The sequence below is a fragment of the Cellulomonas sp. P4_H4 genome (genome assembly GCF_056400865.1).
Genome location: NZ_JBFUKL010000001.1, coordinates 131,478 through 146,760 on the forward strand (window position 1 = coordinate 131,478; position 15,283 = coordinate 146,760).

The following is a 15,283-nucleotide window of genomic DNA, read 5'->3' on the forward strand; positions in this document are numbered from 1 at the left end:
GGCTCGTGGGCCATCGCTCGCGCAGCGGGCCGTGTTGCCGGGGGAGACTGGGGGCAGCAAACATCTGCTTCGACGAGGAGTCCAACGTGCCCCAGGGAACTGTCCGCTGGTTCGACGCCGAGCGGGGGTTCGGCTTCCTGTCTCTCGGGGAGGAGGCCGACGACCTTTTCGTGCATGCATCCGAGGTCGTGAACGACGACGGGACGAAGCTGCTCCGCGAGGGCCAGGTCGTCGAGTTCGAGGTGGGCGAGGGCGACCGTGGCCCGCAGGCCCGGCGCGTCCGGGTCACGGGTGACCATGCCCCGGACGCACCCCTCGGAGTGCTCGGCACGGTCTCCTGGTACGAGCCGGGCAAGGGGTACGGCTTCGTCACGCCCGACGGCGGTGGCGGCGAGATCTTCGTGCACAGCTCAGCGATCGTGGGCGGCGGCGTGATCTCGGACGGGCAGCGGGTGGCGTTCCTGGTCGTCGACGGGGATAAGGGGCCGCAGGCGGACCACCTGCTGCCGCTCGGGGCCCAGGCCGCCCGGCCCGTTGCCTCCGACGGGGCGGACGGCACGGTGTCCTGGTACGACGTCGACAAGGGCTTCGGGTTCGTCACGCCTGACGTCGGCGGCGAGGACGCCTTCGCCCACGTCCGCGATCTGGCCGGAGGGCTGGCCGAGCTGTCCGAGGGGGATCGCGTGACCTTCGACCTCGCCGAGGGTGAGAAGGGGCCGCAGGCCCGCAACGTCCGGCTCGTTGGCTCTGCACGGCAGGGTGCGCCCGCGGCGTCGGGCCGCGGTCGATCCGGCCCCGCGAGGGAGTCCGGCGGCGCAGTGCGCGGCGGCGAGGGCGTCGTCGCGCGGTACGACGCGGACCGTGGCTTCGGCTTCATCATCCCGGATGCCGGGGGTGCGGACCTGTTCGTGCACGTCTCGGTCGTGAGGGGCGCCGAAGCGCTGCAGGAAGGCGATCGGGTCCGGTACAAGGTGCGCCAGAGTGATCGGGGACCGCAGGCGGACAGCGTCGAACGGGTGTGAGCTCAGGCATGCATCCCGCCGTGGACACGTACCTGCAGACCGAACGCGTGACGCTGCGCCGCTTTCGTGTCGACGACGCCGACCTGCTGATCGAGCTCGACAGCGACCCCGCGGTCATGCGCTACCTGTCCGGAGGCGACACGACCGCACCGGAGCTGATCCGCGATCGAGACCTGCCGAGCATCCTCGCCGGCTATGACCGGTGGGCTGGTGCCTTCGGGCTCTTCGCGGCGTACGAGCAGGCGGGTGGCGCGTTCGTCGGGTGGTTCTGCCTGCGCCCCGAGCGTGAGGGGCCACGGGACGAGGCCGAGCTCGGGTACCGGCTGCGGCGGGCCGCCTGGGGCCGTGGCTATGCGACCGAGGTCTCCTCGGCCCTGCTCGCGAAGGCGTTCACCGACCTCGACGTCCGCGTCGTGTGGGGCGCGACGATGGCGCTGAACCGCGCCTCGCAGAACGTGATGGAGAAGGTCGGGATGGCGGTCACGCAGACACTGGCGACGCCCGAGGACATGCTGGCGGTCGAGGGAGCTGAGCTCGGCGGGTACCGGTACGAGATCACCAGGGAGCAGTGGGAACGGTCGGTCGCCGGGCCGTCACCCCTCTGACGGTCACATGCGATGTTCGAAGCACGAGATGCCCGACCCTGGGGAGCCTGACCGCATGAGCGAGCGCCCGGCCGTGTTCAGCACGTACACGACCCCGGAGTTCTGGGACGACCCGCACATCTCGGCGCAGATGCTGGCGTTCCATCTCGACCCGGTCTCGGCGCCCGTGTCGCGTGGACGTACCCGGACCTACGCCTGGTGCTCGACCGGTACACCATCGTCAAGGACGCACGCGTGCGCCAGATCTGGAACTGGATGCACTGCCTTTCGCCTCAGCAGGTGTCGGACGAGCTCTATGCAGCGGGCTTCAGCCTGTCCGACGTGTTCGGAGACCTGACGGGCACCCCCTACGACCCGAGCTCGTGGACCTTCGCTGTGGTAGCCCAGCGCGACTGATGGGCCGTCCGGACATCCCGGCGGAGATCTCAGTCAGCCGGGATGCCGGCGATCACGGCCCGGAGCGCGGCAACGTGGCCGGCGAGCGCGGTCCGGCCCGTCGCGGTGAGCGCGATCCAGGTGGTGCGGCGCCCGCGGTGCACCCCTTTTCGGCTCGCGACGTAGCCGGCGGCGGCCAGTGCGGACACGTGCTTGGACAGCACCGAGTCGCTGACGTCGAGCTGGTCGCGCACGGTCACGAACTCCGCCTCGGACACCGCGGAGAGCATGGACAGAAGCATCAGCCGCGCGGGCGGGTTGATCAGGGGGTCGAGCGTGGCGCTCATCGTGCGTTCGCGACCAGCAGGCCGAGCGCGACGATCGCGACGGCGACGAAGAGACCGAGGAGCACCCTCGACTCGTTGCGCAGCCCGCGCTCGGGAACCTCCCGGTATCGGCGCATCCAGCGCCGGCCGCACAACGCGTAGGCCGCGCCGCCCGCGGACGACACGAGCACGGCCAGCCACCAGAGCCCGCTGTCCGCAGCGACGTAGGCGACGACCGCGGCGCCACCGTACGAGCACGACGCCCACAGGTCGGTGCCCAGGACGACCCGGGCCGTGAACCCGTCGAGCCGCACCCCGTTGATCCGACGGAACCGCACGACCTCGACCAGTGCGGCCACGAGGAACACGACGACACCGGCGGCCACCCAGCCGAGGACGGAGCGCTCCGACGCGCCGACGTCGTCGGCACTCGCGATCCCGATGACCGCCGTGGCGATCTGTATCGCGACCGCGGCGCCGATGATCACGTCGTGACCGCGTGGCACCCGCACCGACCCGGCGATGGCGGAGCGCGCCCGGTCGGACGCGTCGAGGGCGGCGGCCGCCGCGGCGGGCTCCATGTTTTCCATGTTGGAAAGTATTAATCAAACTTTCCAACATGGCAAGTATCGGCAGCTCGGACCTGGTCGTCGCGAGGATGCCGGGTGCGCGGTAGGCGATGGCGAGGCAACCGGGCTCGACGGCGCCGCGCCGTGAGGGTCGACAGTCAGTTCTCGATCAGTTGATGATCTCGGCGCGTTCGTCGGCGCGGATCGCCGCCAGTCGATCGCGCCACGTCTGTAGCGCGTCGGGGCTCAGTCGCGTCCAGTCGGTCACCTCTCCGACGATCCTGAGAGGCTCGGTGCTGCGGTAGGACCGGGTCGGGTTGCCCGGGAACTTCTTGTCGGTGACGTTCGGGTCGTCCTCGAACGCACCTATGGGCTCGACGACATAGACGCGCGGAGGAGCGTCGCCTGCCGCGAGCTCGGCGGCGAGCCCGGCACCGTCACGCAGCGCTGTGAAGTAGATGTGGTTCATGACGACGTCCGGCCGGTAGTTCGACCGGAAGCCCGCGGTGAGGAGCTCGCCCACCTGCAGGTCGGCCTTCGTGCCATGGAAGAACCGGCCCCGGTCCGACGCGTCACTCACCGTGGCAGTTTACGAGGCCGACCACACGCGGGGGCTCGGGCATGGGTCTGCCGCCGCTGGCGACAGGCCCGCGGATCTCAGGGGGACGTCGGGACGAAGGGCTGGGTCTCCAGGGCCCCCCCGCCGATGACGAGGCACGTGCTCTCCGGGATCTCGAGCCAGGCGCCGCGCAGGTCTCCGAGCGGCTCGGAGACGACGATCCGCGTGTCGTCGGACAGACCGTGCAGCGCCGGGTTGTCGGGGTACTGGTGGCGTAGCACGGAGACGTCCTGGTTGTGGAAGAGGGAGCGCGACCGGCTCTCCGACGAGTACCGGAACGCCCAGAGCCGCTCCCCGTCGGTCGTCGCGATGGTGCCCTGGAAGGGGTACTCGACGCCGTGCCGGCGCGCGACGTCCTCGACGAGCCCGATCGCTGCGGCGACCGCCTTCGGCGGGTCGTCGGTGAGCCCGAACGTCAGCGCAAGGTGGAACAGGGTCTCGGAGTCGGTGGTGCCCTCGATGGTCGGGAAGAGCTCAGGGGCGACAGCCAGCTGCAGGTCGCGCTTCATCGCACCGAACCCGGCGACGAACCCGTTGTGCATGAACAACCACCGCCCGTGCCGGAACGGGTGACAGTTCGTCTGCTGCACGGCGGTGCCGCTTGTCGCCCGCACGTGCGCCAGGACGACGCCGGACCGCACGTGCTGCGACAGCTCCCGAAGGTTCCGGTCGCTCCACGCCGGCTCGACGCTCCGGAACAGTCCGGGCGTCGGCGAGTGCTCGTCGTACCAGCCGACGCCGAACCCGTCGCCGTTCGTCGGCTCCGCCCCCAGCCTGCTGTGCAGGCTCTGCATCACGAGCGAGTTGGCAGGCTTGTAGAGGAGCTCGTCGAGCAGCACCGGCGAACCCGAGTACGCAATCCAGCGGCACATCTGTGGCCTCCTTGCCGACTCCGCCCAGGCTCTCACAGCCCCGGCCCCGTCGTTTGCCGCTCCGCCACGGGCGTTCATCGGCGCACACGTCGGACTGGTCGGCATTCGCCACGGCACGTGGCGCAGATCCAGAAGGACGTGCGCGTCACGCCAGCCGGATGTACAGGTCCCTGAGCAGGGCGATCTCAGCGCCGTGGTGGACGACCTCCTGGTTCATCCACCAGACGACGTCGAGGAACGTCTCCTCAGGATCGGAGCCGTTCGGGTAGGTGCTGTAGCCGACCGTGTCGAGGGCGGCGTCGTCGGCTCCCAGGAGCGTCGCGCGCCATGCCGCGATCCCTGCTGTCAGGCTCGCGATCGCGCCTGCTGCTGTGCCCTGCGGCTCGTCGGACGCCTCCGTGTGGGTGTGGGTGCCGTCGGTGTGGTCCGCGCGGCCCGCCAGTGTCTTGGCCACGTGGTTGATGCGCCAGCCGATGCTCGTGACCGGTGGCGGCCAGGGATGTGGGCGACCCCCGTCGTGACCCCATTCGCCCGCTCCGACGAGTCTCGTCGCGCCGAGTCCGCCAGGCCCGTCCGTCTGCCGGCGGATGGTCCATGCGCCTGGGACGGGCTCCCAGAGGAGCTCCGCGTCCGTGAGCGGCTCGACCACCACCTGCTCGTCGTCGCCGCTGTCGACCCAGGGGCCGCTGAGGCGCTGCAGGAGACGGTTGCTGGCGAAGTCGTACTCGGCCAGCAGGGGTGCGAGACGGGGGGGGACGGTCATGCCCTGACCGTTCCGCGTGGGGGCGCCGACGGCAAGAAGATTCTCGACGGCCTAGAACGCCTGGGTGAGACTCGCTGCGTTCCCCTGACTACGTCATCGTGCTTCTGCCGCGGCCGCCGCGGCCCGCGCCAACCACGGCGGAACGTCGCCGTAGCGTTGGCCCGGCACGAGCTGGCCCTCGGCGCTGCACTCGATCAGCTGTGCCATCCGGCGGGCGCGTGTGACGTCCTGCTTGGCTGAGGTGACCCAGACGGCGCAGAACTTGCGGTAGGTCGCAGTCGAAGCCTCCCAGAAGGCGGTGGCCGCCGGCGACGCAGCCAGCTCCTCGGCATAGGAGTCCGGCAGTCCGGCCCAAGGTCGCTCGTGACTGTAGGGCGCCTCTTCGCGGGTGCGCTGCTCCCAGATCGCCAACCCGCTCGGCTGCATCCGCCCCTCGGCGCGCAGCTTCTCGACGAGGTCGAGATTGACCCGGCTCCAGTGGGACGCCCTCTTGCGAGGGGTCCAGCGCTGCCGCCGGGACTCGTTGTCGATGCGTTGCGCGACCGAGTCGATCCATCCCCAGCACAGCGCCTCGACGACCGCTTGCTCCCAGGTCAGGCCGCGATCGGCCGAGCCCTTGTTCTTCAAGCCCATCCACAGCACCGTCTCGGTGTCGTGGTGCAGCGCCAGCCAGGCGCCGAACTCCTCGGCACTGTCGAAGAAGCGCGCTGGTCGTTCGGGTGAGCCGCCCATCCGACCCGGAGCCTCGGACTCTGCCTGGTCACGTGTCATTTCAGATCGTGCTCGGCTTCGGACGGATCGCGACGGCCTCGACCTCGACCAGCTGGTCGTCGTAGCCCAGAACACTGACGCCGAGCAGGGTGCTCGGGGCGTCGTGGGTGCCGAAGGCGCCACGGACGACGTGCCAGGCGATGCCGAGATCGGCCTGCCGGGACGACGCGACGTAGATGGTCGTCTTGACGACGTCGGTCAGCTGCGCGCCGGCGGCCTGCAGCGCGGTGACGAGATTCGCCATGACCTGTGCGGCCTGTCCGGCGATGTCGCCCACAGCGACCGTGTTGCCGTCAGCGTCGAGCGGGCAGGCTCCCGCGGTGAAGACGAGCTGGCCGGGACCCACAACAGCTGCGTAGGCGTAAGGCGCTCTCGCCGCCAGCTGCGGAGGTCGGACGAAGGTGATCGCGGGCTCGAGAGGCATGCGGCCATGATCCGCCCGCCGGCCGCGGCTCGCGGGTGCGCGCGCCGGAGGTGGGGCTCGCCTTAGCGGCGATCCGCGAGGCGACGCGAGACCTACGCCGACGCTTCCCAGCCGTCGTACTCGCCCTGACCGCGTGAAGCGACCGCCTCCATGAGATCCGTCGCATCTCGGACGAAGTCAGGGGACAGCACTGCGTCGGCCCGCTCCGCCACGACGGCCCACTGACCGGGGTAGTCGGGGAGGGGCTCGCGAACCTCCGCACTCCACCCGTGCGTGCTGAGCTCAGAGCTGGCCGCTCGCGCGGCCGGCTCAGATGGCAGGTACAGGTGGTGGACGACGTGCCGAGGCTCACTCAGGTCGCCGCCTTGCTCAGAGATCGCTCCGAGGAGCATGAGGTCCTTGTACTTCAACCCCAGCTGAGGTGAGCGTTCCTCCACGTCGACCGCTCGACGATCGAAGCGGGACAGCAATGACCGGAGTGACCAGGCCACGATTCGTCTTCTCCCTCTAATGCGGTGCGCTCTCGCCCGCCAAGTGTGAAGTGCAGGACGTGAGGGTGGAACCGTGTTACCCGATCGCCCCCGTCGAACTCGCGCGAGCCCGCAGACGACGGCGGGATTCGTGTAGGAACTCAGCGGAGTTGTCCGGATCGCGGCGTGCTGACCTGCGCGTGGACAAGTAGGTGAGACGGCTCGCGTCTCACGAAGCTGTCCAAATCCTCAGTTGGGGAGGGTCAGCCGTCGATGCCGTCGATGCCGTCGTGGGCGAGCATTGCCTGGAGCTGGGAGAGCCACTCCGCGCCCAGCCGGCGCCCGTGGGGAAGGCGGTCGTCACGATCCCAGCGCCACGTCGTGACCATCGCGAGGACGAGCATCCTGCACGCGCGGAGAAGTTCGCCGTCGGCGCCCGCGTAGTGCTCGACCACGTCGTCGGGCGCATGGGCGAGGTCAAACTCGACAGGCCCGCGGCAGCAGGTCTCGAAGTCGATGAACAGCGGCCCCTCCGTCGTGAAGAGAAGGTTGCCCGGGTGCGGCTCGCCGTGCAGCAGCTGCTCCGGACCGCCGTGCTCGCCGACCACCGATGCGGTACGTCCCAACGTGCGGATGAGGGTCTCGCGGTCCCCCTCAGGGAGTGCTGGAGTGCGGTCGCGGCTCACGAGGAGCCGTCGGGCCTCCTCGACCCGCTCTGTGAAGTGCGGTGCCGCGACGTCGAGCCGGCGCATGTCAGCGTGTAACCGAGCAAGGGCGTCGGCGTAGTCAGCCGAGGAGGTTCCGCGACCCGGTGCGGGCCCGTAGTACGTCCACAAGGTGACCGCGAAGCCGTCGCGCTCGTACACACGGGGCTCGACCCGGGGATCGAGACGCGCCACCGGGCTCCCGCACGCGGCCAGGCGTCGAGCGACCTCGATCTCGAACGACGCCACGTGATCCGTCCCGAGTGCCACCCGAGCCATGACATCGCCGGGGAGCAGGCGCAGGGCGAGCTGGTTGGAGACGTTGAGCAGGACGACCTCGTCGACCGGGAGGTTGAGCGACAGAGCGATCGCCGTGGCCGCGGCAACTGCACGGCGCACCTCTGACTCATGCATGGTCGACCTCCTTGGCCACACCGTGGCGCACGCTGCATCACCGTAGCCAGGCACCCGGCCGAGCCTGCGCAGATCGGCAGATCAGGCGGCGGCCTCCGAAGGCAGCTCCGCCAGCTGGGTGGTCACCCCGACTCACGAGTCAGAGTGGAGCCTCAGCCATGTCGCCAGCCGCTCAGGCGTTACGAGGTTCGACGACACGCCGCGGCGTCCGGAGCCCGAAGCCGCTCCTGACCTGGGCCAGGACAAGTAGGTGGGACGCCCACTGGCCACGGCCTGGCCAACTAGGGGGGATTTGGCCAGCTAGAACGGGATCCCACAGGTTATTCGGACTGTAGGAACTCATCGAACTTGTCCGACGCTCAACGGCCTGACCTGCTGCAGGACACATAGGTGAGCCTGCGCGCGTCTCACCTAGTTGTCCGAATCCTCAGCCCGGCACCTCGTTATGCCCGAGCCGGTCTCGCTGATCTGCCCAGCCACCAAGTGGCGTCGAGCGCCAGGTCCAGCTGTTCTCCTGACGGCGACTGCGAGTTGCGGCACGTGGCCGACCGATCACGCCGGTGAGTTCCCACTGGGACGAGCCGGCGGTTCATCCACCTGCCTTCAGCCGGAACGCGAGGCGGCGGGGCGCCTGCACGCGATAGCTGTCCGTCACCAGCTCGGCAACCTCGACCCAGTCCGTCTCGTCTTCCAGCACCATTCCCACGACATTCTCACCCCAGTCGGCCCGGAAGAACGGAGGGCCGGCATGCGCCAGCGCGGCCAACTCCCCGGGCGGCGCCCGGAAGGTCATCAGGATGGCCGGATGGTCCAGATCGATGTACGCCGACCGCCTCTCGTCGGTGGTGTAGACGTGCAGGAACGTCCGCCGGCGAATCCGCCACCGCAGGCCGATCCACGCCGGCTCCTCGTACGCCTCGGGCAGTTCCCCGCAGATCACCCGGAGCCGGCCCACAACGGCGGGTGGAACGTCCGCGATGTCGCTCATCTGTACCTTCCCGCGCCCATCCTCCCCGCCGGGTAGGACATCAGCACATCAGAGTCTCCGGGGTTGGCGGGGCCGCGCCGACGTCATCGGACTATCGGGCCCAGCTCGGAGGACTGTGTGCCCGCAGGTCCAACAACCCCAGGGCTGCGCCACGCGTCTTCCCGAGCGGCCGGATGCGAACCGACGCTGCTTGCCGAGCGATCTGAACGTCTTACCGAGCGATCTGGGCGTCCTACCGAGGGATCTGCTGCGCCCTACCAAGGGATTTGGCCTCCACGCGAGCAATTCGGACCGGCCGGCCGTGAGCCATCAGCGGGGAATGGATCGCGTCGAGCCAAGGTTGAGCCATACAGACTCAAGTTAGGCCGACCGAGTTTGCGAACGCCCGAGAAGCGGCGCAGACTTGAGCCAGCCGGACTCAAGAGCGAGACGACACACCCCGCACCACACGAAAGAAGGCACACACATGGCACGAGCAGTCGGCATCGACCTCGGTACCACCAACTCGGTCGTCGCGGTCCTCGAGGGAGGCGAGCCCACGGTCATCGCCAACGCCGAGGGGTCGCGCACGACGCCGTCGGTGGTCGCGTTCTCCAAGACCGGTGAGGTTCTGGTCGGCGAGATCGCCAAGCGCCAGGCCGTCACCAACGTCGACCGCACGATCACGTCCGTCAAGCGCCACATGGGCACGGACTGGTCCACGAGCATCGACGACAAGAAGTACACCGCGCAGGAGATCAGCGCGCGGGTGCTCTCCAAGCTCAAGCGTGACGCGGAGGCCTACCTGGGCGAGCCCGTCACCGAGGCCGTCATCACGGTCCCGGCGTACTTCAACGACGCCGAGCGCCAGGCCACCAAGGACGCGGGCGCCATCGCGGGCCTCAACGTCCTGCGCATCATCAACGAGCCCACCGCGGCCGCCCTCGCCTACGGCCTGGAGCGCGGCAAGGAGGACGAGCTCATCCTCGTCTTCGACCTGGGTGGCGGCACGTTCGACGTGTCCCTGCTCGAGGTGGGCAAGGACGACGACGGCTTCTCGACGATCGAGGTCCGCGCGACCTCGGGCGACAACCGCCTCGGTGGCGACGACTGGGACCAGCGCATCGTCGAGTTCCTCGTCGCCGAGGTGAAGAACTCCACGGGCGTCGACCTGGCCAAGGACAAGATCGCCGTGCAGCGTCTGCGTGAGGCTGCCGAGCAGGCCAAGAAGGAGCTGTCGTCCGCGACGACCACCAACATCTCGCTGCAGTACCTCTCGATGAGCGAGAACGGCCCGGTCCACCTGGACACCAAGCTCGGCCGCGCCCAGTTCCAGCAGATGACGCAGGACCTGCTCGACCGGACCAAGAAGCCGTTCAACGACGTCATCCGTGACGCGGGCATCAAGCTCTCCGAGATCGACCACGTGGTCCTCGTCGGCGGCTCGACCCGTATGCCGGCCGTCACCGACGTGGTCACCGAGCTCACGGGTGGCAAGGAGCCCAACAAGGGCGTCAACCCCGACGAGGTCGTCGCCGTCGGTGCCGCGCTGCAGGCTGGCGTCATGAAGGGCGACCGCAAGGACGTCCTGCTCATCGACGTCACCCCGCTGAGCCTCGGCATCGAGACCAAGGGCGGCGTGATGACCAAGCTCATCGAGCGCAACACGGCCATCCCGACCAAGCGCTCGGAGATCTTCTCGACGGCCGAGGACAACCAGCCGTCGGTGCTGATCCAGGTGTTCCAGGGCGAGCGCGAGTTCGCGCGGGACAACAAGCCGCTCGGCACGTTCGAGCTCACCGGCATCGCGCCGGCTCCGCGTGGTGTGCCGCAGGTCGAGGTCACGTTCGACATCGACGCCAACGGCATCGTGCACGTGTCCGCCAAGGACCGCGGCACGAACAAGGAGCAGTCGATGACGATCACCGGCGGCTCGGCCCTCCCCAAGGAGGACATCGAGCGCATGGTGCGCGAGGCCGAGGAGCACGCTGCCGAGGACAAGGCGCGTCGCGAGGAGGCCGAGGTGCGCAACGGCGCCGAGGGTCTCGTCTACTCGACCGAGAAGCTGCTCGTGGACAACGCGGACAAGCTCTCGGACGACATCAAGACCGAGGTCCAGGCCGCCGTCGGCGAGCTCAAGACCGCGCTCGCGGGCACGGACATCGACGAGGTCAAGGCCAAGCACTCGGCCCTGCTGACCACCAGCCAGAAGATCGGCGAGGCGCTGTACTCGGCGAGCAACACGGCCGACGCGCCCGCTTCCGACGAGCCCGCTGCGTCCTCGAAGGATGAGGACGTCGTCGACGCCGAGATCGTCGACGACGAGGACGAGGCGGCCGCCAAGTGACCTCGTCCACCGAGGGCACTTCCGACGGCGACGACCTGACTCCTGAGGAGCAGGTCCTCGCCGAGGCGGAGTCGATCGCGGAGAACGCCGAGGAGGAGGTCGTCCTCGAGGGTCTGGTCGAGGTCGAGCGGATCGCGGCGGAGCGTCTGGACGAGCTCCAGCGCTCCAAGGCGGCCTACTACAACCTCGAGCAGCAGTACTCGTCGTTCGTGAAGCGGTCCAAGGCCGACGGTCTGGCCGCCCACGACCGGGGCGTGCACTCGGTCGTGGAGGCTCTGATCCCGGTCCTCGACGACATCGAGCTGGCCCGCCAGCACGGTGACCTGACCGGACCGTTCGCGTCGATCGCGGAGAAGCTCGAGGCGACCCTGGGTCGGTTCGGCGTGACCCGCTACGGCACGGCCGGCGAGCCGTTCGACCCGGCGGTGCACGAGGCGCTCATGCACTCCCACTCCGCCGACGTCACCGAGCCGACGGTCCAGCTGGTGCTCCAGCCCGGGTACCGCACGTCCGACCGGGTGCTCCGCGCGGCCCGTGTGGCCGTGGTGGACCCCGAGGCGTAAGAACCACCTGTAGCGTCCGAGCGGACGAGTGCACGCACTTGTCCGCTCGGACCTACGAAGATCTGGAAGGAGGCGTCGTGACCGGTCAGGACTGGCTCGAGAAGGACTTCTACGCGGTTCTCGGCGTCCCCAAGGATGCGGACGCGGCCACGCTCAAGAAGGCGTACCGCAAGCTCGCGCGCGAGATGCACCCGGACCACAACCCCGGCGACGCCAAGGCGGAGGCCCGCTTCAAGGACGTCGGCGAGGCGTACGCGGTCCTGTCCGACCCGGAGCAGCGCGGTCAGTACGACCAGTTGCGCCAGATGGCCGGCGGTGCCCGGTTCACGTCGGGCGGACGCGGGGCCAACGGCGGCTTCGAGGATGTCTTCGGCGGGATGTTCGGGGGCGGGGCGCCCGGTGGCGGCCGCGTCCGGTACTCCAGCGGCCAGCCCGGAGGCGCCGGGTTCGAGGACCTGCTCGGCGGGCTCTTCGGGAACGGCGGCGGCGCGGGGTTCTCGGGCGGTCGCGGCCCGCAGCAGGGCGCCGACCTGTCCGCGACGGTCACCATGCCGTTCCGGCAGGCGGTCGAGGGCTCGCAGGTCTCGCTCAACGTCGAGGGCCGCACCGTGAACGCGCGCATCCCCGCGGGTGTGCGCGACGGCCAGAAGATCCGGCTGCGCGGCAAGGGTCGGCCCGGCACCGCCGGAGCGCCGGGCGGTGACCTCGTCGTCACCGTCAACGTCACCCCGCACCCGGTCTTCTCGCTCGACGGCGAGAACCTGCGTCTCACCGTTCCGGTCGCGTTCGACGAGGCAGCGCTCGGCGCGACGATCGAGGTGCCGACGCTCGACGGCTCGACCGTCCGCGTGAAGGTCCCGGAGGGCACCCCCTCCGGGCGCGTCCTGCGCGTCAAGGGGCGCGGCGTGCAGGCTGCCAAGGGCGCGGGAGACCTGCTGGTCACCGTGCAGGTCGTCGTCCCGCAGCGGCTGTCGGCCGCGGCACGCGAGGCGGTCCAGGCGTTCGGCATCGCGACGTCGGGTGAGGACGTGCGCGCCGGCTTGCTGGACTCGGCGAGGAAGTAGCCGTGGTCGCCGAGGACGCCAAGGTCTACGTGATCTCGGTCGCGGCCGAGCTGGCGGGCATGCACCCGCAGACCCTGCGTCAGTACGACCGCCTCGGCCTGGTGATCCCCAGCCGCGCGAGCGGCCGCGGTCGCCGGTACTCGCTGCGGGACATCGCCACCCTCCGCGAGGTGCAGCGGCTGTCGCAGGACGAGGGCGTCAACCTCGCGGGGATCAAGCGCATCCTCGAGCTGGAGGCCGAGCTCGAGGGCATGCGACGCCAGATCGAGTACCTGCGCGCATTCGTCGACCCGGGCCGCCGCGTCTTCACGGCCGACCCCACGGGCGACGTCGCGGTCAACCGCACACGCAGCCGTCGTCCCACGAGCCCGTCCGACCGCGCCGCGGTCGTCCTCTGGCGCCCGTCGAACCGCTGACCGCGGACTCCGGCGGGGCACGGGCTCGTCGCCTGCTTAGACTCCCCGGGTGACGATCGACCTCGCCCAGGCGCGCCGTGACACCCCCGGCGTCGAGCACGTGGCCCACCTCAACAACGCCGGCGGCGCGCTGCGCCCGCAGGTCGTGACGGACACGGTCGTCGCGCACCTGCGTCGTGAGGCGGAGATCGGCGTCTACGAGGCCGAGGAGGAGTCGTCCGAGCGCGTCGAGGCGGTGTACGGGTCGGTCGCGAGGCTCGTCGGCGCCCACGAGGACGAGATCGCTCTCGTGCAGAGCGCGACCGTGGCGTGGAACGTCGCGTTCTCGTCGATCCCGCTCAAGCCCGGCCAGCGGATCCTGACCGCGCGCACCGAGTACATCAGCAACGCGATCGCGCTCCTGCAGGCGTGCGAGCGCGCGGGCGTGACGCTCGAGGTCATCGAGGACGACGAGCACGGCCAGGTCGACCTCGACGCCTTGGCCGACGCGCTCGGAGGCGGGGACGTCGCGCTCGTCGCGCTGACGCACATCCCGACCGGCGGCGGCGTGGTGAACCCTGCCCCGGAGGTCGGCGCCCTGACCCGAGCGGCCGGGGTGCCGTTCCTTCTCGATGCGTGCCAGTCGGTCGGTCAGCTCGACGTCGACGTCGAGGCGCTCGGCTGCGACCTGCTCGCGGCGACCGGGCGCAAGTTCCTGCGCGGGCCGCGCGGGACCGGGTTCCTGTACGCGTCGCGCGCGATCACCGACACGCTCGTGCCGCCGATCCTCGGGCTGGGTGCCGCGACCTGGACGGGCCCGACGTCGTACGTGCCGGTCGCGGGTGCGCGTCGCTTCGAGACGTGGGAGCGGTCGGTCGCCGACAACCTGGGCCTGGGTGCGGCCGTGGACTATGCGCTCTCGACCGGGCTTCCCGCGATCGAGGAGAGGGTCACCGCGCTCGCGGCGTCGCTGCGCACCGAGCTCGACGCCATCGACGGCATCACCGTGCGCGACAAGGGTGTCCGCAGGTCAGGCATCGTCACGTTCACGGTCGAGGGACGCTCTGCCGACGAGGTCCGCGCTGCCGCGACCGAGAAGGGCGTCAACGTCAGCGTCACCCGGGTGTCGTCGGCCCAGCTCGACTTCGGTGCGCGTGGCCTGACCGAGGTGGTCCGGGCGTCGCCGCACTACTACACGTCCGACGACGACCTCGAGCGCCTGCTCGCGACGCTGCGCTGAGCACCGTCTCGCTCCTCAGTAGCGACTGAGCACCGTCGTGAGGTCGAGCGCGCGCCCCTCGTCGACACCTGAGAGCGTCCGCTCCTCGACCGCGGCGACGTGCCGGACGACCAGCGCCTCGGCCGCGTCGGCGTCGCCTGCCGCGAGCAGCTCGACCAGGGAGGCGTGCTCGTCGACCGAGCCGGACTGGTCGTGGTCGCGGCCGTGGATGGCGAGGATCAGAGCGCAGCGCCAGACGACCTCGCTGAGGTAGCGCTCGAGCAGCGCGTTCCCGCTGAGCTCGGCGAGCAGGATGTGGAACTCGGCGCCCAGCCGGCCCGACACCTGCTGGTTACCCGTGGCAGCGGCGGCGCGCTCGCGCTCGACGTGCTCGGTGAGCGCGGCGGCCATCGACGGCTGCCACCCGAGAGCGATGCAGCGGACGGCCTCGCGCTCGAGGCACCTGCGGACCTGGAACGTCTCCTTGGCCTCCGTGAGCGACGGGTTGGCGACGAGCGCCGACTTCGCCTTGCCGGTCTCGACGAGCCCGGCCGCGGTCAGCCGCGCGAGCGTGCCGCGCACCAGGGTGCGGCTGACGCCGTACTGCTGCGCGAGGACGTCCTCGGGGAGACGGGTGCCGGGCGGCAGAGCGGCCTCGACGATCGCGGACCGCAGGCTCAGGAAGGCGTGGTTGGCGCGGTCGGCGGGTCTGTCCATGCGGTCACCGTATACGTCCGATCGTGCCGAAACGAGACTGCAACAGACATTTGACGGATACGAAACGACTGTTTTCA

General features: G+C 70.0%; 19 protein-coding genes. 8 read left to right on the forward strand and 11 right to left on the reverse strand.

What is annotated here, in order from left to right; all coding sequences use genetic code 11:
• The first annotated feature begins 86 nt into the window (after positions 1–86).
• The 3 genes from AC1DPN_RS00700 to AC1DPN_RS00710 all read left to right on the forward strand — a co-directional run bounded on the left by AC1DPN_RS00700 (position 87) and on the right by AC1DPN_RS00710 (position 2,023).
• Entirely contained in the window at positions 87–1,022 is a 936-nt protein-coding gene (locus AC1DPN_RS00700) for a cold-shock protein (protein WP_477082805.1), read from the forward strand.
• A 20-nt stretch (positions 1,023–1,042) separates the two neighbouring features.
• Positions 1,043–1,627, forward strand: coding sequence for a GNAT family N-acetyltransferase (locus AC1DPN_RS00705; RefSeq protein WP_477082806.1), 585 nt, complete (start codon positions 1,043–1,045; stop codon positions 1,625–1,627).
• A 234-nt stretch (positions 1,628–1,861) separates the two neighbouring features.
• Positions 1,862–2,023, forward strand: a complete 162-nt coding sequence (locus AC1DPN_RS00710) for a hypothetical protein (RefSeq protein WP_477082807.1) — start codon at positions 1,862–1,864, stop codon at positions 2,021–2,023.
• Positions 2,024–2,052: 29 nt separating this feature from the next.
• Here AC1DPN_RS00710 and AC1DPN_RS00715 read toward each other — a convergent pair whose 3' ends face one another.
• From AC1DPN_RS00715 to AC1DPN_RS00760, 10 genes are all read right to left on the reverse strand, one after another.
• Positions 2,053–2,349, reverse strand: a complete 297-nt coding sequence (locus tag AC1DPN_RS00715) for a transcriptional regulator (protein ID WP_477082808.1) — start codon at positions 2,347–2,349, stop codon at positions 2,053–2,055.
• Positions 2,346–2,918 carry a hypothetical protein gene (locus AC1DPN_RS00720; protein ID WP_477082809.1) on the reverse strand — a complete coding sequence of 191 codons (573 nt, stop codon included), beginning with the start codon at positions 2,916–2,918 and terminating at the stop codon, positions 2,346–2,348. Before AC1DPN_RS00720 ends, AC1DPN_RS00715 begins: the two co-directional genes overlap by 4 nt.
• Before the next feature lie 148 nt (positions 2,919–3,066).
• A complete protein-coding gene (gene arr / locus AC1DPN_RS00725) occupies positions 3,067–3,477 on the reverse strand; it encodes an NAD(+)--rifampin ADP-ribosyltransferase (protein ID WP_477082810.1) in 411 nt (136 codons plus the stop codon).
• A 77-nt stretch (positions 3,478–3,554) separates the two neighbouring features.
• Positions 3,555–4,388 carry a class II glutamine amidotransferase gene (locus AC1DPN_RS00730; protein ID WP_477082811.1) on the reverse strand — a complete coding sequence of 278 codons (834 nt, stop codon included), beginning with the start codon at positions 4,386–4,388 and terminating at the stop codon, positions 3,555–3,557.
• A gap of 145 nt (positions 4,389–4,533) precedes the next feature.
• Positions 4,534–5,151 carry a DinB family protein gene (locus AC1DPN_RS00735; RefSeq protein WP_477082812.1) on the reverse strand — a complete coding sequence of 206 codons (618 nt, stop codon included), beginning with the start codon at positions 5,149–5,151 and terminating at the stop codon, positions 4,534–4,536.
• Between the two features lie 93 nt (positions 5,152–5,244).
• Complete coding sequence (locus AC1DPN_RS00740) at positions 5,245–5,883, reverse strand: YdeI/OmpD-associated family protein (RefSeq protein ID WP_477082813.1); 639 nt, start codon at positions 5,881–5,883, stop codon at positions 5,245–5,247.
• Between the two features lie 40 nt (positions 5,884–5,923).
• The gene (locus AC1DPN_RS00745) at positions 5,924–6,346 is read right to left on the reverse strand and encodes a RidA family protein (RefSeq protein WP_477082814.1); all 423 of its coding nucleotides are present in this window, start codon (positions 6,344–6,346) and stop codon (positions 5,924–5,926) included.
• A gap of 92 nt (positions 6,347–6,438) precedes the next feature.
• On the reverse strand, positions 6,439–6,837 hold the full coding sequence (locus tag AC1DPN_RS00750; RefSeq protein WP_477082815.1) for a ribonuclease E inhibitor RraB: 399 nt from the start codon (positions 6,835–6,837) through the stop codon (positions 6,439–6,441).
• Positions 6,838–7,079: 242 nt separating this feature from the next.
• Entirely contained in the window at positions 7,080–7,934 is an 855-nt protein-coding gene (locus tag AC1DPN_RS00755) for a phosphotransferase (protein ID WP_477082816.1), read from the reverse strand.
• A gap of 589 nt (positions 7,935–8,523) precedes the next feature.
• Positions 8,524–8,922: an MmcQ/YjbR family DNA-binding protein gene (locus AC1DPN_RS00760; protein ID WP_477082817.1), complete on the reverse strand. Its 399-nt coding sequence runs from the start codon at positions 8,920–8,922 to the stop codon at positions 8,524–8,526.
• A 466-nt stretch (positions 8,923–9,388) separates the two neighbouring features.
• Between AC1DPN_RS00760 and dnaK the strand changes: the two genes are divergently transcribed.
• The 5 genes from dnaK to AC1DPN_RS00785 all read left to right on the forward strand — a co-directional run bounded on the left by dnaK (position 9,389) and on the right by AC1DPN_RS00785 (position 14,510).
• Positions 9,389–11,248, forward strand: coding sequence for a molecular chaperone DnaK (gene dnaK / locus AC1DPN_RS00765; RefSeq protein ID WP_477082818.1), 1,860 nt, complete (start codon positions 9,389–9,391; stop codon positions 11,246–11,248).
• Complete coding sequence (gene grpE, locus AC1DPN_RS00770; protein ID WP_477082819.1) at positions 11,245–11,811, forward strand: nucleotide exchange factor GrpE; 567 nt, start codon at positions 11,245–11,247, stop codon at positions 11,809–11,811. Before dnaK ends, grpE begins: the two co-directional genes overlap by 4 nt.
• Before the next feature lie 77 nt (positions 11,812–11,888).
• On the forward strand, positions 11,889–12,875 hold the full coding sequence (locus tag AC1DPN_RS00775; RefSeq protein WP_477082820.1) for a DnaJ C-terminal domain-containing protein: 987 nt from the start codon (positions 11,889–11,891) through the stop codon (positions 12,873–12,875).
• A gap of 2 nt (positions 12,876–12,877) precedes the next feature.
• Entirely contained in the window at positions 12,878–13,291 is a 414-nt protein-coding gene (locus AC1DPN_RS00780) for a heat shock protein transcriptional repressor HspR (RefSeq protein ID WP_477082821.1), read from the forward strand.
• A gap of 49 nt (positions 13,292–13,340) precedes the next feature.
• A complete protein-coding gene (locus AC1DPN_RS00785; RefSeq protein WP_477082822.1) occupies positions 13,341–14,510 on the forward strand; it encodes an aminotransferase class V-fold PLP-dependent enzyme in 1,170 nt (389 codons plus the stop codon).
• A 15-nt stretch (positions 14,511–14,525) separates the two neighbouring features.
• On the opposite strand, the gene AC1DPN_RS00790 is transcribed toward AC1DPN_RS00785, so the two are convergent.
• Entirely contained in the window at positions 14,526–15,206 is a 681-nt protein-coding gene (locus AC1DPN_RS00790) for a GntR family transcriptional regulator (protein ID WP_477082823.1), read from the reverse strand.
• Positions 15,207–15,283 lie beyond the last annotated feature (77 nt).